This window comes from Shewanella sp. MF05913 (assembly GCF_059758095.1).
On record NZ_JCAYNT010000001.1, the window covers coordinates 108,503 to 132,485 of the forward strand.

Genomic DNA, 23,983 nt, shown 5'->3' on the forward strand with positions numbered 1-23,983 from the left:
TGGTCTTTTTATGCCGTTTAATGTACCTATCGCACTGACTTTATTTCGTATTGCTCTGCTGCCTGTATTTATAGTGATTTTTTATCTCCCTTATACGTGGGCGCCCTTTGTCTCCGCATTTATTTTTTGGCTCGCAGCGCTAACAGATTGGTTAGATGGCTACGCAGCTCGCAAATTAGGGCAATTAACCCGTTTTGGTGCTTTTTTAGATCCAGTTGCCGACAAGGTTATGGTATCTACTGCGCTGGTTTTACTGGTTCAGCAAAATGACAACATGTATTTGACCTTAGCGTCGCTGTTTATGATTGGCCGTGAGATTGTTATTTCGGCATTACGAGAATGGATGGCTGAAATAGGCAAACGTGGCGTAGTCGCAGTGTCTTGGATAGGTAAATACAAAACGGCAGCACAGATGGCAGCGATTGTTGGATTGATTTGGAAACCAACACCGTTACTCACTGACCTGGCTTTTGCATTGTTTTATGTTGCAGCCGCGCTGACGTTCTGGTCTATGATGAGTTATATTTCAGCAGCTTGGAAAGATTTAACCGCCGAATAGTGCAATAATAGTTCAATAAGTTTATTTAGTGCGCAAACAGTCAAAATTGCTTAAATCAATAATTGACACACGAGGTTAATTCGGTAGAATGCCTCCCCGTAGACAAGTGATGAGTCAGCAACAAACCTTAGGGTATGATGTTAACAAGTATTGTTTATAACAATTGAAATGCGACATTAGTTCAGTTGGATAGGTTGAAAGACGATACCTTTCTTGCAGATTTAATAGAGTATTTATAAAGATTGAAAATGCGACATTAGCTCAGTTGGTAGAGCGATACCTTGCCAAGGTATAGGTCATCGGTTCGAACCCGATATGTCGCTCCAATTTCTTATCTTATCCGATGGATTTGAAGTTGGTAAGTATGGCGCGATGGCAGAATGGCTATGCTGCGGATTGCAAATCCGCCGATCTCGGTTCGACTCCGGGTCGCGCCTCCACAAATTGCTTTTAATGGTTACCATAAGTAACGGTTAGAACACACTTTGCCCGAGTGGTGGAATCGGTAGACACAAGGGATTTAAAATCCCTCGCTGAATAAGCGTGCCGGTTCAAGTCCGGCCTCGGGTACCATTATAATCTCTAGTAATAGAGAGTGGTGTAAAAAAGCCTCAACATTAGTTGGGGCTTTTTTACGTCTGCAATTTGAGTTTCATATTCAAAGATCAAAATAGAAAAGATAAACCTCTCTCGTTCTGTTGATCAGGTGCTCTGGTTTTGTGTTATCAATAGTCGTCAGACTTTGTTCTCTTTTGGCCCGTGCGGGTTGAATCTGCCTATTCTAAGTGTTTATGGTCGCAGGCATAAGAACAAAGTAACACCTGGATCCCGGCTCAAAAGCATTGCCGGGACGACGCGAGGGGCGGATACGGTTTGTCCCCAATGAGTTAGCCTCTGTCTAACAATATCCCCAAATTCAACGCTGAATCTGCATATTCTAAGTGTTTATGGTCGCAGGCATAAGAACAAAGCAACACCTGGATCCCGGCTCAAAAGCATTGCCGGGACGACGCGAGGGGCGGATACGGTTTGTCCCCAATGAGTCAGCCTCTGTCTAACAATATCCCCAAATTCAACGCTGAATCTGCCGATTCTAAGTGTTTATGGTCGCAGGCATAAGAACAAAGCAACACCTGGATCCCGGCTCAAAAGCATTGCCGGGACGACGAGAGGGGGGGCTATTCGGTTTGTCCCCAATGAGTCAGCCGCTGTTTAACAATATCCCCAAATTCAACGCTGAATCTGCCGATTCTAAGTGTTTATGGTCGCAAGCATAAGTACAAAGCAACACCTGGATCTCGGCTCAAAAGCATTGTCGGGACGACGAGAGGGGGGGGATATGGTTTGTTCCCAATGAAGTTAGCCGCTGTCTAACAATATCCACTTAAGAATATCCACTTAACAATGTCCCCAAATTCAACGCTGAATATGAGGCACTAATTGTGGGAGTCAGTAGGCAATCGGGTTGCCAAACGCGTGCGAATAAACCAACGATTACTGAGTAACTGAGTAACTGAGTAACTGAGTTATTCAGTAACTAGGGGGATAACACGAGGGGCAAACCAACGCGCAGTGATTTTTGCTAACTCACCATTTTGTTTAAGCGTGTGAAGTGCTTGGCGCATATTGTTGGCGAGTGTTTCCTCGGTGTCTTTATGAGTTGAAATACCAATGGGCATGTTCACTACAGGCAATACCGCGGTAAAGTCGCTCAGTGTATAACCCATTTTTTTGATGTCTTCTGCAAAGCCAACTTCATTGTTATAGATTAAATCAACGCGATCAAAGTGCAGCATTTTTAACGCTGCGGTTTGGCTTCTTGCTAAATAAACATTAGGGTGCTTACCATCAAGTTTTAGTCTATCTAACGCCGCATCACTGCGTGATAAGGCGAAAGTATAACGGTTGATATCACTTATGTTTTCTAACTGAATGTCTGGGCGATTGCTTTTACGGTAAATCATGTCCTGCACAGTATAAAAGTCACCTATCCATTTAAAGTGGGCTAAACGTTTATTGGTGTTGGCAATGGAGAAAATGAACGTGTTCGGTTGGTTCTGGGCATTATAGTAAGCACGGCTCCAGGGCATCATTTGTATGTCGATATCAAAATCGACATAAGGCTGTGCAGCGTGAAGAATATCGATAGCAAAACCGACAAATACACCTTGTTGATCTTGTGATTGGAATGGCGGGTAAGATTCGGTATAAAAAACAATCTTGTCTTTGGCGTTGGCTATCGGCGAAATAAGCACGCTTGAGATAATGATAAATGCTGAGAGAAACCTGATCATAAATACCTACGTCAATAAAATCAGTTGCGGATTGTAGAATATCTGCATGAGCATAAGTACCCACTATACAATTGTATTTTTCGTTTACCTGTCACATTTTTTTTACTGTTTTGAATATTTGCTCTAACCGCTTTACGATATCAATGACTTAGAGATTATTCATTTTAAACGATACAACTGAAATCGCCATCACACGACATACTCGTCCGCCCACTCTTTTAGGCGTTCTAAAATATCCAACGCGGTGCGGCCTAATTCGGTAATCGCGTAAGATACTGCAATAGGCCTGTCGTTAATCACATGGCGGGTAACCAGGCCCTGTGCTTCGAGTTCTTTAAGACGCTGGTCGACCATTTTTTTACTGGCGCCGCCTAACATCCGCGACAAATCGTTAAAGCGCACGGGTTCATCTTGCAAGTGCCATAGTATGGACGCTTTCCACTTTCCGCCGAGTACCCGCATTCCACGTTCAACAGAGCAAGGTTCGGTGCATGGGTTTATCACTTTTTTTTGGCCGTTAGCCGTTGTTTCAATTTTAGTTTTCATAAATTAAACTTAAATTATGGTAGGTTACTAAAAGTATACTGGTTGCTTTTGTATTCCATTGTAGCAAAATAGGCAGTCATTAGACTAGTGTCACTTTAGTACCATTAAGGAATCTTTCTCCATGGCAGTATTAACTTCTTACGATCCCGCGAGCTATCACTATGTCGGTGAACACATTGAAGCCACTGCGGTCGGCAGTGTCGAAACAACCGCTATTGAGCAATTACCGACCGTAATAAACAATGCGAAGGTTGCTCAAAAATCATGGGCAAGCTTGCCTTTAATAGATCGTCAGCAGTATGTGGTAAAAGCGTATCAACAATTGCATGCGGTTCAAGATGAGCTGGCGACCCTTATTGGCCAAGAAATGGGTAAAGATTACCGTCGAGCCACCTATGAAGTGGGCGGTACATTACAAAATGCAGGTTATTTTGCCAGTGAAATCGGTGATGCTCTAGCCACTGAAGATGTAGGTGATCGCACTGAATTACAATATCGCCCTTTGGGTGTCGTGGCCGTGATTTCGCCATGGAATTATCCACTTGCGATGGCCAATAATTTATTAATGCCGGCCTTAATTGCAGGCAATAGTGTGGTGTTAAAACCGTCTGAAGAAACCCCGCTGGTAGCTGAGTTATTTATTAATACCCTTAACCAGGTGTTACCACAGCATGTGCTGCAAGTGGTTCAAGGTGGCAAAGCCCTTGGCCAAGCGTTAGTTGCGGCAGACATTAATATGGTGGCGTTTACTGGGTCGATGGCCGCAGGTAAACACATTATGGCCAATGCGGCGTCTGGTTTAAAACGCCTAGTGATGGAGCTTGGTGGCAACGATCCGATGATTGTGATGGCGGGTGCCAATATGGATGCCGCGGTGCGCTTTGCGGTAGCCAGCTCGTTTGAAAACGCAGGGCAAATGTGTACCTCAACTGAACGCGTATATGTGGATGATCGCATTGCTGATGAGTTTGAGCAAAAAGTGGTGGCGCTTGCCAGTCGGTATCGTGTTGGTGCATGGGATGGCGCAAATGTGAATATTGGCCCGATAGTCAATCCAACCCAACATCAAAAAGTGCTTGAGCAGTTAAAAGATGCCAAAGCCAAAGGGGCGAGCTTTTTATTGGGCCGCGATGATTATCCATTACCGTTTATTCAACCCACGGTAGTCACTAACATCACTTCACAGATGCAACTCGAAACAGAAGAAACTTTTGGCCCAGTTGTCGCCATTAGTCGCTTCAGTGACATTGATGAAGCCATTAGTCGTGCCAATAACAGTCATTATGGTTTAGGTGCAGTAGTCTTTGGAGGCCCTAGTGCGAATGCCGTTGCCGATCAGCTTGAAGCCGGCATGGTGGGCGTAAACCAGGGGGTGGGCGGAGGTAATGCCCCTTGGGTTGGCGCAAAGCAAAGTGGTTTTGGTTTTCATGGCACGGCTGCAGGGCATAGACAATTTGCTCAAGTACGTGTGATCAGTCGTTAAGGTGAATGTAATGAATAATACAACAGAAAATGGCCAATACTTTGTCGCAGCTTATGAGCCAGGCGCAGAGCATCCAGCTTTACCAACATGGGCAAGCAGTAACGACAATGGTGCAAAGCTAGCCTTATCCGCGCCTAGTACCGTGAGTAAAAAACCGTTAACGGATGTACCAGGGGCATTTCAATTATTAAATGTACTGAGCGCTGAAGAATGTCAGCGACTTATTAATGTTAGCGAAACCATGGGTTTTTTACCTGACGCAGCGGTGTCTTTACCGCGCAATGTGCGTCATAACGACAGCTTAACCTGGGTGGTTGATAATACCACCGAACGGCTTATTTGGGATCGTATCGCTGGGGTAATGACCGACGATTTAGGTATTTTTGAAGGTAAAGCCGCGCTGGGACTAAACAATCGTTTCCGTTTTTATCGCTATAACGAAGGTGATTATTTTAAGCCTCACTCGGACGGTTCGTGGCCGGGCAGCCAGGTTATTGATGGAGAGCTTGTGCGTGATGCTTTTGGCGATCGTTATAGTCAATTAACCTTTTTAATATTACTGACCGAAGATTTTGAAGGCGGTGCGACACGCTTTTTAGTCAATGCCGACAATCCACATTTTCCCGCTAAGCGTGGTGATAATGTTAAACAAGTAGATATAAGAACACCCGCAGGTAGCGTGTTGTGTTTTCCTCACGGCATGCATCCACTGCACTGTATTCATAGCTCTGAGCCGATTTTCTCTGGGGTTAAATACATTATCCGCACTGATGTGTTATTTGAGTTGTAATTATCGCTGTGCTCCAGTGGTGATGTTGCAAATATTGATAGGATTAAAGTATGAATAACGCCCAGACAGTGCTCGAGCGTTATTTTATTTATATCTTGGTGAAAATACCGCTACAGATAATTTGATACTTTTTTACTTCGTAGCATCATTAAGCCTTTATCGACTTGATACTCTTGCTATGACCACCTTGACAAGAACATCATGCAAAGAAATGAATTAACTGACTAAGAGTGTCATCGTAATTGTTCAGAGCAAAGGAATAAAACCATCAGTGCTTTTGGTAAAATAAATGGTCAAGTGGGTATTGGGTTTTGAAGCGAAAAAGTAGGTTAACCATTTGTTGTAAATGGATTTTGTAATGAGTGCAATATAGCGTTTTATAAGGTGATTTGTATTGACTGTGGATTGCTGCTATACCGCGAGGACACTGGGTTTGATTAACGCTATTTAATGTAAAAACAGTGCTTGCTATTTTTGTTGCTAGGCTGTTTAATTGCGCCGATTCTCACCCCGTATTATGGAGGCGTTAAATGAAAACAGTACTTTGTAGTTTGTTAGTCGTTGGTGTAATAGGTATCACTGGTTGTGCCTCACCTCAAAATACTTTTGCTTCAAAAGTGAAAGCTGAGAGCGAAAAGAATCTAGACGTGTCCCAACAGTGGGAACAAGGTCAAAAGGACGTCAAAAAAGGCCAAGAACTACTTGCTGATGGTCGTAAAGCAATGGACAAAGGCAATGCACAAATTCGTGAAGGCGAAAAGTTGATGGCGCAAGCCGTACAGGATGCTCAAAAGCAACGTCAAGCTTTCCAATCTATGGCGAGCTCTTTAACCGGCGCGCAAAATGGTAAGCGTGCCGCTGCAATCGTAGAGAGATTAGATGACATCGCTGACGATTGGGAAGATGCAGACGAAAAATATGTTGATGGCAAAGAGCTTGTCGAAGACGGCAACACTAATCTTGCTGAAGGCCAAAGTGAAACAGAACAAGGCCAAGCACTTGTGACTAGTGGCAAAACTAGAATGCAACAAGCTGAGTCAGCATATCAGCAACGCACAGGCCAAGGCCTTGTAGAGCAAATGCATTTAGAAGAGAAATCTAATAACTTCTAATTAGCCGTCGTTTTATTAACGCTAATGCATTAGTCAAAAACCGATATTATTTATTTAATATCGGTTTTATTATTTTAGGGTTTTATTACTTTAATAGGGTTATTCAAAATCCGCTTTAACTTCAAATACCATTGCTTCACCAGATTTTGGGTGAGTTAACGCCAAATATTGAGCATGTAAGTGTAAACGGTTTGCTGCAACGCCATATAGGTCGTCACCGACAATCGGCATGTGCAGACCATCATGATGAGCGCAATGCACTCGCAATTGATGAGTACGCCCCGTTTTAGGGTATAAGTGCACTAACGTGCGTTGATTAAGACGTTGATGTACTTGCCAAAATGTCTCTGCATGTTTGCCATGTTCATAACACACTAACTGTTTAGGACGGTCGTCTAAATCTACCCGCAATGGCAAACTAATATCGCCTTCATCTTGGCTCGGTACACCTTCAATTAACGCGATATAACGTTTAGTCACGCTGCGTTGAATAAATTGCTGCTGCAAGGCTTTGTTGGCTTCTTTGGTGAGTGCTATCACCATTAAGCCTGATGTAGACATGTCTAGACGATGAACAATTAACGGCCCCGTAGCATTAGGGAATTGTTGTTGCATACGGCTAAATACGCTGTCGGTAATATTTTTACCGGGTACCGATAATAGCTCTGCTGGTTTATTAATAATTACCATCGCATCATCTTGATAAATAATATCAATATGCTGATCTTTACCCGGATTAATCAATAGTGGATCGGCATCAACCTGCATGCCTTTAAGCATGTGGGTTAAAATAGGGCGGCATTTTCCGTGACAAGCTGGGTAGAAATTTTTGTGTTGTTTTATCTCAGATTTAGGTGATGAGCCCCACCAAAACTCTGCCATGGCAATGGGAGTAAATTGATGAGAAAACGCATATTGCAGTAACTTAGGTGCAGCACATTCACCCGCACCTGCTGGTGGTAAATGATTCGGTGCATCATTAAATATATCGTTTAAATCACGCGTTTCACCCAAGACATTTAGAAACTGATATTGAGCAAAAAGCTTGTTTTGTAATCCATTTGATAGCTGTTTGCGCTGACGTTTAAGCTGCGTGATTTGTTGCACAAGTGCATCTAAGGCCACTTTGGTTACTTCAATTTGAGTCTGCCACTGGTGCTTTAACGCGTTTAGCTGATGCTTTTGCTGCACACTTTGACGGCTGAGTTCGATAGACAAGCTTTTATGCTCATCACTGCTGATATCGGCCTGCGCTAATGCATCATCTGCTTGCTCACGCTGAAGCTTACGCTGTTTGCGACATTCAACTATTGCGTTACGTTGTTGCTCAAGTTCTCGTTCTGCTTGTTGTTGTTGCAGAGCGAATTGCTGAGTTAAGCTGGCTAACAAAGGGTCACTTTCATGCTGGCTTATTGACAGATTAATTTGGTTTATCTGTTTATTTTCATGACTAAAAAAACTGTCTTGGGTCAGCATATCAAACACAGGCGGTACAAATGGCGGCAAGATATTTTGATCGGCTAATTTACCTGAAAATGACGCTAAAAAACCCAGTTGCCCAAGAGTGTCTTTTACCACCAACACTCCAAACATCTTGCCAATCACCATGCCACGATCTTGTTGGCTGTGTAGGCCAAAGTTATGCTGCCACGGATGAGCCTCAAGCAACTCCTGTTGCAACTGCTGTGCTGCCAGTATGGTTAATGGGTGAGGTTGGTAATAAAACGGGAAGGTAAAAGACTCAGGTAATCCTTGTTCTACAACTGTGTTATTGAACGCTATCGCATCAGTAAAAGGAATAAAACACGGATCGCTAACAGTCATTACATACACTCACAGCATAAACGGGCGGCTATTTTACCCCGTAGTGGTGTGTGATGCATCAGTAACCTTGACTAAAGTGATGGCCTGACTGTGAACCAGGCAGGCCTTCCTCGTTTATTAACTCTGGCTGAGCTGAGGTTAATTCTTGAAGCTAATTACACTCTGTGCAGAGCACACAGCTTGTTGCCATCTGGGTCACGCAGGTAGGCTAGGTATAAGTCCATCCCAGCACCTGAACGTACGCCCGGAGCGTCTTCACAGGCGGTGCCGCCATTAGCAACGCCAGCTGCATGCCATGCATCGGCTAATGCAGGTGTTTCAGCAGCAAAACCAATAGTTGAGCCATTACCGTGACATGCTGGCTCACCATTAATCGGTTTAGTGAGTAATAAAATACCTGTTGGAGTCATGTAGATACAACGACCTTTAGGATCTATTTTACCCTCAGCAATACCTAATGCGCCTAAAATGGCATCATAGAATTTTTTTGACGCTTCAATATTATTAACGCCAAGCATAACGTGACTAAACATGGTGACTCTCCTTGTGTAAGTTCAAATGAACTGTAAATTAACTAACTGTTTTTATATGGTTTTTATATGGTTTTTATGTGGTTTCAAATAGTGCATTATTAAATCAGTGCTGATATGAAATTACTGTGTTAATAAGTCTATGGTATGGCTTAGCAGTGAAGTATCGCCTATTTTGCCATGCCCGGGTACGACTATTTTTGCCTGAGTAAATTGTGCTTGTACCTTTGCCACCGTCAGCGGCCATTGCTCTAGGTCAGCCTCGCCGGTATAACCAAGAGTGCGTGAACTCAGTGATTTTATTAAACAGCCGCCGAATAAAATTTGTTGCTTAGGCAGCCATACCACCAGGTTATCGACCGTGTGTCCAGCGCCTAGGTCATACACTTCAATGAGTTGTTGCTGAAGCGTATGTTGCTTAGTGCTAAATGTGTGGCTTGCAGTGCTGAGTTTGTTGGCGGTTAATAGGCGTTGGGTTTTATCTGACACCCAAGTGGCGATGCCTTGGCTGTTAAGGTAGCCAATTCCACCTGCGCGGTCTTGATGTGAATGAGTCGATATATTGGCTGTAACGGTTAAACCTTGCTGGGTAATCCAATCCACAAGCTTGGCGGTATCGCTATCTGTCCAGGGAGTATCAATAATAAACGCCTGCTTGTTTTGCACCACCACTAAGCCATTAGACTCAACTAATCCAAAGCCGCTGACCTGTTTATATGACTGGTGTAAATACACATCTGGCACAAGGGGAGATAGGGTGAGTTCAGTGAGTTGCTGCTGTGGCTTTTTTACTGCATCGGTGTTGCTTTGAGCAGGTTGTTGTTCGATTTCATGGGCAAATGAAGGTGCACTTATCATGAGTATCGACATGAGCATCGCTACGTTAATGAGAGAACAAAACCGCCAAAAATGATTCAATGTCATAATGATGCCTTGGTTGAGTAAATGTGCAATTTAACAGGCATCATTACCGTGTTTTTAATCTCGATACTTAGAAAATAGCTCGCCAACGTTCACTTTAGCCTTGAGTTTAGCCGCCAGTAAATACATGCCTGCTAATTTACGATGAATAAAAATAGCATCGGTTGGTGGTGTATGCCATTCATTTTGTTGAGTACTCATGGCTTTGCCTGCTTGAGTTATGCGTTTGGCTAGCGTGCTTTGCCCGAAATCGTACTCGCCATCAAAATACAATGGCTCGCAAGCCTGATAGAAAATATCAATAATTAATTGCTTATGTGCAGGGTCAATCGCATCTTGAAAAAAGCCAATTTGTTGAGCTGCAGTGGCCATTTGTACTTTGTCGTGCTTAAGTGCGCCAGCCATCAGCTGTCGATAACCTTGTGCTAATTTATCGCTAATGCTGCGCGTGGCGCCAAAGTCTAATAGAACAATTTTTTCGCTGTCAGCCTGATATTGAAAATTGGCAAAGTTAGGGTCCGATTGCAGTAACTTAAACTCAAATAACTCCTTAAAACATAATTCCATTAATCGGCTGGCAACGCGGTTACGCACCTCTTGTGAGGCCTGGGCGACTGATTCAATGGCCGTACCCTCAACAAATTGCATGGTTAAGATGTTGTTATTGCTCAGTGCTGAATAGACTTTAGGGACAATAAAATGCGGATTATCGCCAAGTTGTTGCTGATAAAGTGTGATTTGCTCTGCCTCAAAGTGATAGTCGGCCTCATTATGTAATTGGGCTTTGGCTTCGGAGAGTAAGGTATCAAGCTTGACGTTTGCGGGGATCAGCCTCGATACTTTCAATAAAGTGGCAACGTTATCAATGTCGCTGTCGATGCTGTCTCGTACGCCGGGATACTGAATTTTAACCGCTAATTTTTCACCGGTATCTAAATAGGCTAAATGCACCTGGCCAATCGAAGCAGCTGCAAAAGGGCGCAGTTCAAATTGGGCGAAAGGCGCCAACCAATCACGGCCCCATTGCTGTACCAGTAAGGTGGTTAATTGCTTGTGCGGCATGACTTTAGCGTCCGAGCGCAGCTTGGCGAGCACTTCAGCTAGCTCAGGCGCGACTAAATCACCGGCATCCATTGACAACATTTGACCGACTTTCATGGCCGCACCGCGCAATTGCGATAATTTTTCGGCTACATGACCAATGTTCGATGGCGTCATCACCAGTTGTTGTAGCTTAGGCGACTGGCCTTTACTAAGTTGCTTTGCCCCTTCAAATAATACGTTACCTGCCAAGCGCGATGCTAGCCCACCTATTTTTGATAAACGGGACAGACGGCCACTGGGGACTTTTACTTCATTATTTTTCATGGCAACTCACTATGCTTTGGGGGGCGAATATTAAGGGCATCTATTTAACCTGAACTTGGGACAATGGATGAGCTTATGCTATTTAAAATCAACACCTTACCTCTTCTCACTTTCAAGCTTGTTATTTGTTCTGCTAACAAGACGAATTGACGCGTCAATAGCTAGCCTATTGTAAGTCGATTCTACGCAGTTAGCAGGGCAAAGGGCTGTTTGAAAGGCGTTTATTATCCCGAACTTAGGTTACTTACAGTATCATTGGAGCATTCAATGCTCTATATCTAATGCGATGTAATACGCAAGCATGGGCTATTTCGTTCAGTATTAAGATTAATATTGGGTTCAGTCGCCAGTGTGAGTTGTGATAACCTCACTTTAATCAGGATAATCAATTTAAATTGATAAAATAATAATTAAAGGATCATGATGTGAGCGTTATTGAACAATATTTATCTCAGGCAGAGTCTCTTTTCCAATCTAAAAATTACTCGTCGGCCAGAATGTATGCTCGCAAAGTGGTTAAACGTGACCCCAATAATGCTTCAGCATTAACCATGTTGGGGTTAATTTATTTGCAGCAGCAACAACTGCAAGAGGCTGAATCACATCTTAAAGCGGCGCAAGCACTGGGGCCAACCTCTGTTAATGTATTGTCGGGGTTATTGAGGGTTAGTGAAGTAAAAGAAGACCATTTTGCGGCTTTGCAATTGTTACAGCAGTTGTGTGAGCTTGAGCCGACTTCGCCTCAGTATCGTTATAAGCTGGCGATGGTTGCCACTAAAGTGGGAAACATGGCGCTGGCAGAGCAATGCTTTGACTGGTGTGTGCGCAATAATATGCCAGAACCTGCCGTAATGCTTAATTTAGGTCATATTCATAAAGCTAAAGGTAACACCGATATAGCTGCTGACTTTTACAAAAAATACATTAGCTTAAGTGGTAATCAATATGGTGTGGGTTACTGGAGTCTGGCCGATTTAAAGCGTTATCAATTTAGCGTAGATGATATTAGCGAGCTTGAACGCTGCGCAGCTGATACTCAGTTAAGTGTTAGCAATCATAGCTTGATTCAATTTGCGTTATGTAAGGCTTATGAGCAACACGAGCAAGTTAATAAAGCGTGTCAGGCGATGTTAAAGGCTAATGAGTTAATGTTCAGTCAACGGCCTTTTAAGCAGGCTCTGTTTTCAAATTTGGTGTTTTCACTGTTAAAACATCTGCCGTCGGCACAGATTGATCGACAGGCCGTACATAGCCAAACTCCGATTTTTATCGTAGGCATGCCGCGTTCTGGCACTACATTGGTGGAGCAAATTTTAGCGTGTCATACCCAGGTTGGCGCGACGGATGAACTGCCATTTATGGAGCGTTTTGCACTGCAACTGGAAATGTCGGGCGGCTATCAAGCGCGGCTAAATAACTTAACCGCCACCGAGATGAATGCCTTTAAGGTAAAATATTTGGCTGAAGTGAATCACTATTTTGACGATGCACCTGTGTATGTGATTGATAAAAATCCAAATAACTTTTTGCATATTGGCTTGATTAAAAGCCTGTTTCCTCAAGCCAAAATCATCAACGTGGTGCGCAATACGGTCGATAATGGCTTAAGTGTGTTTAAACAATATTTTAGTCATGGTCATGACTATTCTTACTCACTCGATGGAATCAGCACATACTGGGGCCACTATTTGGATATCATGGCGCATTGGGACACGCTGTATCCTAATGAAATCCTGCATGTGTGTTTTGAACAGTTGGTTAATCAGCCACAGGCGCAAATTCAGCGAATGTTAGATTATTGCGGCTTAGAGACCCAGGCGCAGTGTTTTACGTTTTATGAGTCAAAGCGTGCAGTATTAACGCCAAGTGCCAGTCAGGTGAGACAACCAATGAACCCAAAAGCCATTGGCCAAAGTGATAAGTACCGCGACTATCTGCCAGTTGAAATTGCCAAGTTAGACGCGATAGCTCAAAAAGCTGCACAGCAGTTTTTTGGTTAACAACGATGTGACTTTATTCGCCAATACATAAAGCAATACTTAAACGATGGAATGTTAATAACAAAGGCGCCGATATGGCGCCTTTGTCATGTAATGATTTTTTAAGGGTGGTATTAACTCATTTTACCGTGGCAGGCTTTATAGCGCTCGCCGCTGCCGCAAGGGCAAGGGCTATTGCGTGTTGGCGGTGCTGCAATCTCTTGTTGAGGTGTAGCCGTCGCCGAAGGTTCCATTACGCTCGGTTGAGGTTGAGATTGAGGCGTAGGTCTAGGCTTAGCTTGAGCGGCTTGATGAGGCGGACTTTGACGAGTTTGGCTTAGTTCGATATTCATACACGCCACAATCACTAATTGCTCAAATGCTTTAACCGCAGAGCCAGAGTGGGTTAATTGCAGTGACGGCACTTGTTGGATGGCTTTTTTCATGGTGTGCTCACGCAGGGCATGATACTGCGGCCAACCTTGTTGCTGGCATTCAAACTGCAGCCATAGCATGCGCCAATCGGCAACAAACTCGGCAATTAATAGGTTAAACGCATCAATTTCGGCCGCTGGATTTTGTGGGTTATGCTTTACTTCTGCAAGCAGCTCATTAGTTAAGTATTCCACTTCAGCCACCGGCATAATAATAGGCGCATTATATTGCTCGGTGATGATTTCAGGCAGGGTCTCTGGCTGATAATCGATACTGCTACAAACTAATAGCGGCGTTTGCGGGGCAATAATTGCCCGTGAGTGGTTGAAAATTGTTCGCCAGAATGCACTTGAGCCTGCCAAATCTATCACTAAATGAACGCGATATTGATCGCTGTTATTTTCAACTTTATGGTATTTCCACGAGTCGAAAATCCAACATTCTCCTGCTCCCATATGCACTTGCTTATCATGACAATAAAACTGAACCTTTTCGGTGGTGGTGATCGGAATATGCACTCGAACCCGTTTATACCAATGGTAATTAATGTCTGAGTGCAATGGCACTTGTGCGCCTGGCGCTAAACGCATTAAGCGTGAACGACTCAATACTTCACCAAATGAGGCCAATATTTGCTTAATGTAGGGGCTTTTTTCAAGCGCGGCAGTTGGCTTCATTGGCCCTTTAAAATCGTTATTAAACTCGCCATTGACCGATATTAATGGAATGGCCGAATTGCCTTGAAATCCCTCGTGGTGAGTCACCCAATCATCTTCGGTAAATTGGCTAATTTCTTCAATGAGTTTAGGCACATCAAAGCGGTAAGGGAGCTGATAAAATTCATGAGGTAACTTCATTAATATGTCTCTCTATAAATTAACTTAATGCGCCATGGCATTGTTTAAAGCGTTTACCTGAGCCGCATGGGCATGGGCTATTACGTGGCACTGCAGCAAAATCGGCCTTAGGCTGTGGCGGTGCAATATCATGAACTTGCCATTGAGCTTCAAAAACAGGCTGGCCGTGTGCGCTCAAATGCTGATTAATGTGACCAAGGGTATTGGCAATATTGGGCCACACTTTTTCAATATCGTGATAATTGTCTAGCCACTTGTTGGCTTTAGGTGTGGTAATCGTGTAGCGCGAATGCGGTAAAGGTTGGCTGCATAGGGCGGCTAAATCTGGGTCGAACTCAACGCCAGTGAACTCGCACAGGGCGCTAACGGTTTGTTCAGGTTGAGACACTAATTGGTCATACGACAACATGCACCAACGCCCTGATGGTAACTTTTGCAATTGACTCATAATGGCATCGTTAGCCGCTTGCCATTGAAACGCCGCGATATTGTGCAGCGGTTGCTTGTTTAATTTTTGCCAGTTTGGAGGTAATAGCAGTGACCAATGACGTTTATCCCAACCGGGAAGGTTAGGGTAGGTCACAAATTTATTGGAACGCCAGGCTTGCATAATGCTGCTGATATTTTCTTTGGGTTCGCGCACTAGGTATATAAACAACGCATCTGGAAATAGCGCATTAAAAAAATCAACTCGTAAGCTGTTTTTTGGGGTTTTCTCAAGCAGCCTAACCGATGATGTTTTAGGTTTTTGGCCTTTACTGTCTCGCAGCTCATCACTAAAGCGTTGTTGTAATTGCTGAGCTAACTCATCGTCAATGTCGTCTGCGCTCAAGGCATTGGAGCTAAACTGACGATAGGCAATATTGAGTTGAGGAATGGTTTCAATCAATGCATGGCTTTCACCGCCAATAGTATGCAGGGATTGGCTTTTTGACAGCACTTCAAACAGTAGGGTACTGCCAGAACGTGGCGCGGATAAAATAATAATGGGCCGATCAAATGAGTGCATAGCAGTATGATGTTATTGTTATATTTGTGCTTAACATCATACTCATACTGGCATCATATGGCTACTTTATCAGCTTGAGTAATGCCTTAAAGCGCTCGCCTTGGGCCACATTCTGTAACTCAAACAATAGCGACTCAACGTTAGTGAGTTTAGCGCCATCGTTTAGCATCATTTGTACTCCTAGTTTTTTGTTTTCTAATTCTCTTGATGACACCGCATCGTTAACCACATGCACTTGGAAGTTGTTGGCCTGTAAGTCTTGGCAGGTTTGGTATACACACACGTGGGTTTCTATCCCGGCCAAAATAACCTGGCTACGGTTTAATGTGTTGAGCTGCTGCCTTACCTCATCACAATGCCAACCACTGAAGTGTTGTTTTGCGATGGGTTGAGTCGTTTTTGAGAGTATTTGTGTTAACTCGTCACTGGTGTGCCCCAGTTTTTCAGGCAGTTGCTCTAGCCAAATAATAGGAATATCAAAAAGTTGCGCGCCTTGAATTAATACGGCCAACTTTTGGTGTAACATAGCCGATTGTTGCATTACTTGGGCAAGCTTACCTTGCACGTCAACAATCATTAATACACTTTGTTCTGCAGTGATCATATCGCAGTTCCTTTTGCTGAGGGTTAATTGAAGAGTATTGGTTATTTTCAGGCGGGTTCAAATAGGCTTTTAGTCTATAGTGATAGCAGGACGACTATGACAGGACGACTTAGGCAAGGAGCAGGGACAGTGATGAAAAAACGAATTGTGATTTGTGCCGATGGTACATGGAATCGGCCTGAAAAGGATCTTGAAAAAGATCACGCAACCAATGTACTCAAACTCGCCCGAGCGATTAAACCGTTAGGTGATGATGGCGTGCCGCAACAGGTCTTTTATGACTGGGGCATCGGTTCTTATCATGACGCATTAATTGGTGGCGCAACAGGGCGCGGCTTACATAAAAACATCATGGATACCTACCGCTATATCGTGCAAAACTACTCCCCAGGTGATGACATTTATTTATTCGGTTTTAGTCGTGGAGCCTACACTGTCCGCTGTTTGTGCGGCTTAATTAATAATTGCGGAATAATTACTCGCCCCGATGCCAAATTGATTCAACAAGCATTTGAACACTATAAAATGAAATCGAAACCGTTTGCGCCCGAAGGTGAGCGTTCGGTTGAATTTAGGCAGCAGTATTCACATCCATCGCGCGAAGTGGCTTTTGTGGGCGTGTGGGATACCGTGGGCGCAATGGGGATTCCAGTGTCATTTTTAGGGCTATTTGAAGACAAAGACGAGTTTTACGACACCAAACTTGGGCGCAATGTTAAAGTGGCGCGTCATGCTTTAGCGCTGGACGAACATCGAAGTGATTTTGAACCCACTATTTGGCAACCTCGCAGTGGCATTGATATTCAACAAGTGTGGTTTGCGGGGGCTCACAGTAATATTGGTGGTAGTTGTGCACCCAATAAAGATGGTAGTACCTTGTCGGACATTGCGTTGCAATGGATGTTGAGCCAAGCCAAAGCGTTTAAGTTAACGGTAGAGCTGCATTTATCTGACGCGCTATTGCCTAACCCAATGGCTGATATTAATGAATCGTATCGTAGTTTTTATCGCATTAAAAAGCGTTTTATTCGTGAACTTGATCCTGAATTAGTGCCTATTTTATTGCATCAATCAGTGAAAACACGTTGGTTGAACGACAATAATTATCGACCTAAAAACTTAGTTAATTATATTGAGCACTATGGTTGGCCAGATAAACTGGTCGAATAGTCATTTTATGAATTTTTGTCACCTTTATTCTGGTTACTTAAGCTGTTAAGGATATCCTTTTGTTACGTTTATTTGTTTCGTTGTCGATGGCGTTTACGTTAATTATTTTACCGAGTGTACCCTCAACGGCTTTTGCAACAGTGTCGGCTAATGAGCTTTCTGTAAACGGCGCAGGGCCAGTAGCGCCAGCTAAACGAATTATTGCCTTGTCACCGCAAAGTGTTGAAATGCTTTACGCCATTGGCGCGGGCGATGCCATTGTCGCCACCACTGATTATGCAGATTACCCTGAGCAAGCTAAATCCATCCCAAGTATTGGGGGCTATTATGGGGTGCAAATTGAGCGAGTTATTGAGTTAAATCCAGATTTAGTCGTAGTGTGGCAAAGCGGCAATAAAATGGAAGACATCAAGCAACTGCAAGATTTAGGTTTTAAAGTGGTTAATAGCGACCCTAAAACCTTAGCTGACGTTGCGAGCGATCTTGAACTGCTTGGGCAATTGACAGGACACGAAGCGATTGCCAATAAAGTCGCGGCAAATTACCGTCAGCAATTAGCCGACATTAAAAGTCAAAATCAAGCTAAGCCAGCAGTGAAAGTGTTTTATCAATTATGGTCAACCCCACTAATGACGGTAGCTAAGGGCAGTTGGATCCAGCAACTTATTGAAGTGTGTCATGGTGAAAATGTGTTTTATGATGCCGCCAGCGAATACCCACAAATAAGCATCGAAAATGTGTTATTAACCGATGCAGAAGTGATTTTACAAAGCCAAGATGAAGGCAATATTTTAGGCATTAACTGGACCGATTGGCCAGAACTCCCCGCAGTAAAAAACCAGCATATATATCAGTTCGATGCAGACTTACTGCACCGTGCAACCCCAAGAGCGATTCAAGGCGTTAATGCCGTTTGCGGGGCGTTGGATAAAGTACGAAATTAAATAACAAGTAACCTTTTTTCAGGATGATCGTTTTGTACCGTGTATTTGCACTTTCCTTTTTACTTTCAGTATCTAAATGTTAAACAATGCCTTGTGCCTGTTTTAGTTGCATATTCAGCAATGACTATTGTAATGTTACCGAGTTGTTATTTATATTGGTGTAATTTCAATGTGAACGTGCATGGCAAAGAGCTAACAAAACGAGCAGATGACGATTTTCTCTTTGCTGCGTTATGTCTAAATATGAGTAAGATTTATCAATTTTAAAAAGGATTAAGTAAATGGATTTTATAGATAAAATGTTGGCAAGTGACAACTATATGTTTATGGCTGCGTTAGTGATAGGCGGGCTTATTCTTTGGTTTCTTCCAGCACTTCTTTCGTTAATTTTTAATAGAAAACACTTTAAATACATTCTATTGGCTTGTATCCCAGCTGGTCTGTCTTTTATCGCCTGGGGCGGCGTGATGGTATGGGCCACAACGGGTAAAGTCTTTGGTAAATATGCTAACAAAATCAAAGAAGAAACTTAACAAGTAGTCAGAGCATTAAGCACCGTAGCGTTAATTTTATGGCCTACGGTTATTAACGTCATGATGCTTCGTTACACCAGACCAAGAGGAAATCAACGGCTTGGAAAGTCTAGATGATATAAAAGTGCTAACTCGTGGCGAATCTGCAATTATTGCTGGCGTTTGCTCGGGTATTGCAGAATATTACCATTTGCGAAAAAACAGCATCAGGTTAGCATTTTTGTTAACTAGCCTATTTTTTGCTATTCCAATATTCGTTTATGTTGTTTTATGGTTCGTGTTACCAAAATACCCAACGACAGACGCCATGGCCCGTGACTTACGGCGAAAAAAGCGACAAAGAAAATAAGCTAATTGCAAAGAATTTAAAGCAGAGTATTAACGCACAGGTTTGTTAAAATAAGGTGTCATCAGATCATACGGTTCAACCTGTTAATCATTTTAGCAGGCAACAGGTATTGATGTATTGCTTCGTGAGCCAGCATAAAGCTCTGATGTATTTTATGTTTGTAAAACGTTATAGCAGAATGTAGATGGGGTATCGATCTTATCCTATCAGTGATTGATGTTTTGAAAACCGCCTTACGAATAAGTGTTAACGCATTTTTTATGGATATTTGATAATGGATATGTCTCAAAAGGAAATCGCAGTGATTAAAGCTGCTATGAAATCACGTAATAAAAGTAAGTGGATGCAGCCCGTGTTATTCATGATATTAGTTGGCCTTTTAATCGCCATGTTGTTTGGTGTTTTGCCTCATGAACAGTTTACCTATCTGGCTATTTTCTTAGTCTTTTTCACTATAATACTGCCACAATTAGGTGGTTCGCCCAAATATAATGAACTAGTTGATATCCTTGAAAAAAAGTTGCCGCAACACGACACAATGGAAAACATGTTGTCTCAAGAATTAAATAAAATACAAGTTAACCAAAATGCTAAATAACGTCTTGTTAGACTGAGCAATTTTTGTGAATAATGACATCTCACCATCATGTGTTAATAACACTATTTATGGCTAAAAACTGCGCAATCACGACCTTTTGCTTTAGCTTGATAAAGTGCTTCATCGGCACGTTGCAACCAAGTGTCTTCGGTTGTACCTGGTACCCAATGAGCAACACCAAATGACACCGTTACCTCTTCACCATCTGGTGTTGTTAACTCCTTTTTAATCGTTGTTCGAAGGTCATCAAAAAACGTATGTTGTCTATCGTTATTCTCGGGAATTAAGAGTACAAACTCTTCCCCACCAAATCGGTAAAGTTTGTCATATTTACGAATGTTCGATGTGGTAATGGTGACAAAGTCTTGCAGTATTTTGTCACCAACAGCATGGCCAAATTTATCATTAACCTTCTTAAAATAATCTAAATCTAGTATGACCAAAAAATATTTAATATCGTTATGCTCGGCGTTAGCCAGAGCGACTTTCAAATCTGAACTCATTGCTCGACGATTAAAGGCACCCGTTAATACGTCCACCGTATTAAGTGTTTCAAGTAAACGAAATTGCTTTAACCCATGGCTGGCATAAACGAAGGCACTTAATGACAACATTGACGTTGTTATAATGAAAGAGTCCTCTGAAATAGTGTTAAAAATATCAGATAGTTCTACTACCGAAATACCGGCGATAATATTTATACAAAAGGCTTCAACTGGCTTTACCAAAATGAAAGTGCTTGCGAAGACGGGGTAAACCCATAAAAAACTATCGACTCCGTTAGCGATTGCGATGATGACAACACCTGCATTAATAAATACTGCTATCACCGCACTTACCATTCGGATTTTTTTCGAGTAATACGCGTATGTGACTAAAGATATAATCCCTAGGATAAGTATTGTATCAATGATAGTCGCCGTGAAGTTTCCAGCCAAATAACGTATCACTACAAATGGGGAAACGCCTAACACAGCGACAGCACTGAGTAGCAACAATAACGACAGTTGATATTTTTCTTGTAGCTGATTAATCATGACGTTACTCGTAGTAAAGTGAATTATGATACTTATCAAGCTGGCTTAATTAACAAATGGATTATTTGCTCGAGGATCCAGCCAATCTTTTTGCTCTAGAATACTACATAATAGGGTATTTTTTCTTACCTATAATCTACATAGGGTAGTCTTTTAACAATCAGAATTTAGTAAGAACAGAGTAAATATTTATATTTGCACTGCGGCATCATTTACGTTGGTCATGAGATCACGTAGTTTCGTCGTCTTGCACCCTTGTTCCTCCGTTCTGACCCTGCCAACTCGCCTCTAGTTTACGCCTAATATGATGTTCTTATTGTTCAGGTCGCAAATTTACTCGCTGCTTTCTCTGGAGCAATCCTGATGGTGGTAATTTGTTTACTCATACAGGCTTCATCTTTAAACCAGTTGTCTATCTCAGTCGGTGATTCATTGATTTGGATGTTAATTATCGTTGATATGGGAAAGATTTTAAAAGTCTTTTATGGATTCAATACCTTGCTTCGTAATGTTTGGGCCGGACAGACAGTCAACTAAATCAGAGTTTATGGAGTATTTTATAGATGTGATTTAAGCGAAACCCTGAGCTCGCTTAAATAGATAGCTCCGCAACTTCTGATTTGTCTGCATCACTCAAGATTTATGTTAATGATTTAGTTTGCTGGCCATTAATCGTGCAGGTCTGGCAGAAGATTTTTGCTCTCAAGGTTACTCAAGCCTGGTTTAAATAATTGCTGACTCTCAAATCAATGATACGACGACTGACTATAGTTATAGCGCTATCTGGGATCTATTCGCTCCTGATCATTCGCATGTCTTTTTGATGGATACTGTTTTCGGCATATTTATGCCGTGCAGCTATTTAATTTTTGGGTTTTGAACCGATAAAGTATTTAGTCACTTTATAAAGTCTCACCAAATCTCCACAGTGGCTTATAGTTATACATATTAAGTTGCTATATCTGTTAATGACATGGCTCAAAAGTTCAATTACTCAAAAATATCAATTACTCAAAAATAACTATGATTCAAAGTATGACAATAATTTAGGAGTGGCAATGAGCGCAAAATTCAAGTTGGTCAGCTTTATTGGTGGTTTATTTGCTGCCGTAATTGTATTGATCACTACCGTGAGTTACTTAAATTTTAAAGCATCATCTGTACATGATTACAGTGAAAAATTAGGTAATGAAGCTCATCTGATCGCGGATGCATTAGAACAAAGAATGCTACGTTACTTTGACAGCTTGTCGTTAGTCGCTGCAAATATGCCAATAGATGAGGGGCAACTTAATATTGATGAAATTAAGCTACAGTTGGCTCATGTAGAGAAAGATCTCGGTGTGTTAGAAGCCTATATTGGGCTGAAAAATGGTGAAACGTATTTACCTAATGGCGTAATTCCAAACTTTAATGCAGTAGAGCTTAAGCGTGAATGGTATGTAAGGGCCTTTGCTGGCGAGCAATATATTGTCACGACTCCTTATATTAGTAGTACCGGAACACCGGTAATGGCGGTTGCCGTTCCTGTTATCCGTGGAGGAAAAACAATAGCGGTATTGTGCGTTAATATTGGAGTGCAATCGATTACCGATTTCATTGCTGGATTGTCTGAAAGTAGCCAGTTGTATGTGAGCCGAGAAGATGGATTTATTTTAGCTTCTAAGTATCCTGACCAGATTGGTAAAAATTTATTCGATGTACAACCTGATTTTGCCCCATTTAAAAACAGTGATTCAACAGGGATAAATTACCAACAGGCTGGCGAGGATTACTTTGCACTCAATGCTAAGTTAGCCGCCTTAGGCTGGAGTGTATGGTCTTGGGATCGTTGGCAGAATATTAATGCCGCATCAACAACCAACTTAATACTGAGCGTAGGTATTGCTGTGTTGGCATTATTGGCGTCATTGGCGCTAACGTATGTATTAGTGACACGGCTCATGTACCGCCCAATTGGCGGTGAACCAACCGATATTGAAGAAATCGTTAAACGAGTCGCTAAAGGGGATTTATCTGCTGCAGGGATTGGAACTGGCGATGAAACCGGCGTGTACGCCGCTACGTTAGTGATGGTGAAGCAACTCACCTCCACACTGCAGCGCATAAATAGCGCAAGTACTGAGTTAATGAAATCTTCAGATAAAATGTTTTCAGCAGCATCAAATGTGAGTCAAAGTTCGGAATCACAAATGTTGCAGTTAGAGCAAACGTCGACCGCCATGAATGAAATGACGGTTACTGTCGATGAAGTTGCTCGTAATGCTTTACAGGCGTCGACGGCCGCAGATGAAGCGCAAAAGTCGTCAGAAGGCGGTATCCAAATCGTGAATGAAATGAATACTGAAATTACCACCCTAGTGGGCGGTTTAGATAAAGTGGTATCAGTAACGACTCGACTTGAGCAAGAAACTCAGCGCATTGGCGGCATTTTGGAAGTGATTGATAGCATTTCGGAGCAAACCAATCTTTTAGCGCTTAATGCTGCTATTGAAGCGGCGCGAGCGGGTGAGCATGGTCGTGGTTTTGCTGTGGTGGCAGATGAAGTCAGAAACTTGGCTAATCGTACTAAAGAAAGTACTCGTGAAATTCAAGATATGATCAGCAAATTGCAGACTGAAGCAAAAGAGTCGGTGAGTTTGATGCAAGTGAATATGAAAAATGCCCAAAGTACTGCGGCGCGTTCTGCCAGTGCAAACGAAGCATTAGTAGCTATTTTGCAGTCAGTGTCGTTGATTTTAGATATGAATAACCAAATTGCCACGGCTGCTGAAGAGCAAACCCATGTAGCGGCAGAAATTAATCAAAGTATTGTGGCGATTAATGATTTGGCAAAAGAGACGTTTGATAGTGCACAAAGTAACAGCCATACCGCGACTGAGTTAAAAGGTATTTCTGCGCAATTGAACAAGTCTGTAGAGGTATTCACTTTTTAAGAGTAGATCTTTTTACATGTGGTTTGCAAATGACATTGGTTGATAACGCCTATTTACTGTTGATTTTTCAATAGTAAATAGGCTTTTTAAGTTGCAGCTCACTCA

At 42.5% G+C, this 23,983-nt stretch carries 21 protein-coding genes and 3 tRNA genes; 14 read left to right on the top strand and 10 right to left on the bottom strand.

Annotated elements, in window-relative coordinates:
• Positions 1-10 precede the first annotated feature (10 nt).
• The 4 genes from pgsA (at position 11) to AC19MV_RS00525 (ending at position 1,132) form a co-directional block, all read left to right on the top strand.
• Positions 11-559 (top strand): CDP-diacylglycerol--glycerol-3-phosphate 3-phosphatidyltransferase, encoded by a 549-nt coding sequence (gene pgsA, locus AC19MV_RS00510; protein ID WP_432405492.1) that lies wholly within the window; start codon positions 11-13, stop codon positions 557-559.
• Between the two features lie 250 nt (positions 560-809).
• Positions 810-885: transfer RNA gene (locus tag AC19MV_RS00515), tRNA-Gly, on the top strand.
• Between the two features lie 40 nt (positions 886-925).
• Positions 926-999 (top strand) — tRNA-Cys (locus tag AC19MV_RS00520).
• A 47-nt stretch (positions 1,000-1,046) separates the two neighbouring features.
• Positions 1,047-1,132 (top strand) — tRNA-Leu (locus AC19MV_RS00525).
• Positions 1,133-2,085: 953 nt separating this feature from the next.
• On the opposite strand, the gene AC19MV_RS00530 is transcribed toward AC19MV_RS00525, so the two are convergent.
• The gene (locus tag AC19MV_RS00530; RefSeq protein ID WP_498305204.1) at positions 2,086-2,853 is read right to left on the bottom strand and encodes a substrate-binding periplasmic protein; all 768 of its coding nucleotides are present in this window, start codon (positions 2,851-2,853) and stop codon (positions 2,086-2,088) included.
• A gap of 189 nt (positions 2,854-3,042) precedes the next feature.
• Positions 3,043-3,399, bottom strand: a complete 357-nt coding sequence (locus tag AC19MV_RS00535) for a winged helix-turn-helix transcriptional regulator (RefSeq protein ID WP_498305206.1) — start codon at positions 3,397-3,399, stop codon at positions 3,043-3,045.
• 121 nt (positions 3,400-3,520) lie between these two features.
• On the opposite strand from AC19MV_RS00535, the gene AC19MV_RS00540 reads away from it, so the two are divergent.
• The 3 genes from AC19MV_RS00540 (at position 3,521) to AC19MV_RS00550 (ending at position 6,784) form a co-directional block, all read left to right on the top strand.
• The gene (locus AC19MV_RS00540; protein WP_498305208.1) at positions 3,521-4,882 is read left to right on the top strand and encodes an aldehyde dehydrogenase family protein; all 1,362 of its coding nucleotides are present in this window, start codon (positions 3,521-3,523) and stop codon (positions 4,880-4,882) included.
• 10 nt (positions 4,883-4,892) lie between these two features.
• Positions 4,893-5,672 carry a 2OG-Fe(II) oxygenase gene (locus tag AC19MV_RS00545; RefSeq protein WP_498305209.1) on the top strand — a complete coding sequence of 260 codons (780 nt, stop codon included), beginning with the start codon at positions 4,893-4,895 and terminating at the stop codon, positions 5,670-5,672.
• A 530-nt stretch (positions 5,673-6,202) separates the two neighbouring features.
• The gene (locus AC19MV_RS00550; protein ID WP_498305211.1) at positions 6,203-6,784 is read left to right on the top strand and encodes a hypothetical protein; all 582 of its coding nucleotides are present in this window, start codon (positions 6,203-6,205) and stop codon (positions 6,782-6,784) included.
• 99 nt (positions 6,785-6,883) lie between these two features.
• Here AC19MV_RS00550 and AC19MV_RS00555 read toward each other — a convergent pair whose 3' ends face one another.
• The 4 genes from AC19MV_RS00555 to AC19MV_RS00570 form a co-directional block, all read right to left on the bottom strand.
• Positions 6,884-8,608, bottom strand: a complete 1,725-nt coding sequence (locus AC19MV_RS00555; protein WP_498305212.1) for an RluA family pseudouridine synthase — start codon at positions 8,606-8,608, stop codon at positions 6,884-6,886.
• Positions 8,609-8,763: 155 nt separating this feature from the next.
• The gene (locus AC19MV_RS00560; protein ID WP_432405512.1) at positions 8,764-9,141 is read right to left on the bottom strand and encodes a VOC family protein; all 378 of its coding nucleotides are present in this window, start codon (positions 9,139-9,141) and stop codon (positions 8,764-8,766) included.
• A 120-nt stretch (positions 9,142-9,261) separates the two neighbouring features.
• Entirely contained in the window at positions 9,262-10,062 is an 801-nt protein-coding gene (gene blaDIM, locus AC19MV_RS00565; RefSeq protein WP_498305213.1) for a DIM/SIM/IMP family subclass B1 metallo-beta-lactamase, read from the bottom strand.
• Positions 10,063-10,116: 54 nt separating this feature from the next.
• Positions 10,117-11,427, bottom strand: coding sequence for an ABC1 kinase family protein (locus AC19MV_RS00570; protein ID WP_498305214.1), 1,311 nt, complete (start codon positions 11,425-11,427; stop codon positions 10,117-10,119).
• 425 nt (positions 11,428-11,852) lie between these two features.
• Between AC19MV_RS00570 and AC19MV_RS00575 the strand changes: the two genes are divergently transcribed.
• The gene (locus AC19MV_RS00575) at positions 11,853-13,427 is read left to right on the top strand and encodes a tetratricopeptide repeat-containing sulfotransferase family protein (RefSeq protein WP_498305215.1); all 1,575 of its coding nucleotides are present in this window, start codon (positions 11,853-11,855) and stop codon (positions 13,425-13,427) included.
• Between the two features lie 113 nt (positions 13,428-13,540).
• On the opposite strand, the gene AC19MV_RS00580 is transcribed toward AC19MV_RS00575, so the two are convergent.
• From AC19MV_RS00580 to AC19MV_RS00590, 3 genes are all read right to left on the bottom strand, one after another.
• Entirely contained in the window at positions 13,541-14,698 is a 1,158-nt protein-coding gene (locus tag AC19MV_RS00580; RefSeq protein WP_498305217.1) for an aspartyl/asparaginyl beta-hydroxylase domain-containing protein, read from the bottom strand.
• Between the two features lie 19 nt (positions 14,699-14,717).
• The gene (locus AC19MV_RS00585) at positions 14,718-15,707 is read right to left on the bottom strand and encodes a sulfotransferase family protein (protein WP_498305218.1); all 990 of its coding nucleotides are present in this window, start codon (positions 15,705-15,707) and stop codon (positions 14,718-14,720) included.
• A 61-nt stretch (positions 15,708-15,768) separates the two neighbouring features.
• Complete coding sequence (locus tag AC19MV_RS00590; RefSeq protein WP_498305220.1) at positions 15,769-16,311, bottom strand: hydrolase; 543 nt, start codon at positions 16,309-16,311, stop codon at positions 15,769-15,771.
• 132 nt (positions 16,312-16,443) lie between these two features.
• On the opposite strand from AC19MV_RS00590, the gene AC19MV_RS00595 reads away from it, so the two are divergent.
• From AC19MV_RS00595 to AC19MV_RS00615, 5 genes are all read left to right on the top strand, one after another.
• On the top strand, positions 16,444-17,481 hold the full coding sequence (locus AC19MV_RS00595; RefSeq protein WP_498305221.1) for a T6SS phospholipase effector Tle1-like catalytic domain-containing protein: 1,038 nt from the start codon (positions 16,444-16,446) through the stop codon (positions 17,479-17,481).
• 86 nt (positions 17,482-17,567) lie between these two features.
• Positions 17,568-18,425 carry a cobalamin-binding protein gene (locus tag AC19MV_RS00600; RefSeq protein ID WP_498305795.1) on the top strand — a complete coding sequence of 286 codons (858 nt, stop codon included), beginning with the start codon at positions 17,568-17,570 and terminating at the stop codon, positions 18,423-18,425.
• Between the two features lie 281 nt (positions 18,426-18,706).
• Positions 18,707-18,958, top strand: a complete 252-nt coding sequence (locus AC19MV_RS00605) for a superinfection immunity protein (protein WP_432405056.1) — start codon at positions 18,707-18,709, stop codon at positions 18,956-18,958.
• 124 nt (positions 18,959-19,082) lie between these two features.
• Positions 19,083-19,307 carry a PspC domain-containing protein gene (locus tag AC19MV_RS00610; RefSeq protein ID WP_498305796.1) on the top strand — a complete coding sequence of 75 codons (225 nt, stop codon included), beginning with the start codon at positions 19,083-19,085 and terminating at the stop codon, positions 19,305-19,307.
• 274 nt (positions 19,308-19,581) lie between these two features.
• Positions 19,582-19,905, top strand: coding sequence for a hypothetical protein (locus tag AC19MV_RS00615; RefSeq protein WP_498305223.1), 324 nt, complete (start codon positions 19,582-19,584; stop codon positions 19,903-19,905).
• Positions 19,906-19,967: 62 nt separating this feature from the next.
• Here AC19MV_RS00615 and AC19MV_RS00620 read toward each other — a convergent pair whose 3' ends face one another.
• The gene (locus tag AC19MV_RS00620; protein ID WP_432405065.1) at positions 19,968-20,942 is read right to left on the bottom strand and encodes a GGDEF domain-containing protein; all 975 of its coding nucleotides are present in this window, start codon (positions 20,940-20,942) and stop codon (positions 19,968-19,970) included.
• Between the two features lie 1,058 nt (positions 20,943-22,000).
• Here AC19MV_RS00620 and AC19MV_RS00625 point away from each other — a divergent pair.
• Entirely contained in the window at positions 22,001-23,878 is a 1,878-nt protein-coding gene (locus tag AC19MV_RS00625) for a methyl-accepting chemotaxis protein (RefSeq protein WP_498305225.1), read from the top strand.
• Positions 23,879-23,983 lie beyond the last annotated feature (105 nt).

Coding starts and splice junctions, on each gene's coding strand:
- AC19MV_RS00555 (WP_498305212.1), bottom strand. CDS start 8,608: ATGACTGTTAGCGATCCGTGTTTTATTCCTTTTACTGATGCGATAGCG.
- blaDIM (WP_498305213.1), bottom strand. CDS start 10,062: ATGACATTGAATCATTTTTGGCGGTTTTGTTCTCTCATTAACGTAGCG.
- AC19MV_RS00615 (WP_498305223.1), top strand. CDS start 19,582: ATGGATATGTCTCAAAAGGAAATCGCAGTGATTAAAGCTGCTATGAAA.
- AC19MV_RS00535 (WP_498305206.1), bottom strand. CDS start 3,399: ATGAAAACTAAAATTGAAACAACGGCTAACGGCCAAAAAAAAGTGATA.
- pgsA (WP_432405492.1), top strand. CDS start 11: ATGCCGTTTAATGTACCTATCGCACTGACTTTATTTCGTATTGCTCTG.
- AC19MV_RS00585 (WP_498305218.1), bottom strand. CDS start 15,707: ATGCACTCATTTGATCGGCCCATTATTATTTTATCCGCGCCACGTTCT.
- AC19MV_RS00590 (WP_498305220.1), bottom strand. CDS start 16,311: ATGATCACTGCAGAACAAAGTGTATTAATGATTGTTGACGTGCAAGGT.
- AC19MV_RS00545 (WP_498305209.1), top strand. CDS start 4,893: ATGAATAATACAACAGAAAATGGCCAATACTTTGTCGCAGCTTATGAG.
- AC19MV_RS00620 (WP_432405065.1), bottom strand. CDS start 20,942: ATGATTAATCAGCTACAAGAAAAATATCAACTGTCGTTATTGTTGCTA.
- AC19MV_RS00625 (WP_498305225.1), top strand. CDS start 22,001: ATGAGCGCAAAATTCAAGTTGGTCAGCTTTATTGGTGGTTTATTTGCT.
- AC19MV_RS00580 (WP_498305217.1), bottom strand. CDS start 14,698: ATGAAGTTACCTCATGAATTTTATCAGCTCCCTTACCGCTTTGATGTG.
- AC19MV_RS00600 (WP_498305795.1), top strand. CDS start 17,568: ATGGCGTTTACGTTAATTATTTTACCGAGTGTACCCTCAACGGCTTTT.
- AC19MV_RS00560 (WP_432405512.1), bottom strand. CDS start 9,141: ATGTTTAGTCACGTTATGCTTGGCGTTAATAATATTGAAGCGTCAAAA.
- AC19MV_RS00605 (WP_432405056.1), top strand. CDS start 18,707: ATGGATTTTATAGATAAAATGTTGGCAAGTGACAACTATATGTTTATG.
- AC19MV_RS00550 (WP_498305211.1), top strand. CDS start 6,203: ATGAAAACAGTACTTTGTAGTTTGTTAGTCGTTGGTGTAATAGGTATC.
- AC19MV_RS00540 (WP_498305208.1), top strand. CDS start 3,521: ATGGCAGTATTAACTTCTTACGATCCCGCGAGCTATCACTATGTCGGT.
- AC19MV_RS00530 (WP_498305204.1), bottom strand. CDS start 2,853: ATGATCAGGTTTCTCTCAGCATTTATCATTATCTCAAGCGTGCTTATT.
- AC19MV_RS00570 (WP_498305214.1), bottom strand. CDS start 11,427: ATGAAAAATAATGAAGTAAAAGTCCCCAGTGGCCGTCTGTCCCGTTTA.
- AC19MV_RS00595 (WP_498305221.1), top strand. CDS start 16,444: ATGAAAAAACGAATTGTGATTTGTGCCGATGGTACATGGAATCGGCCT.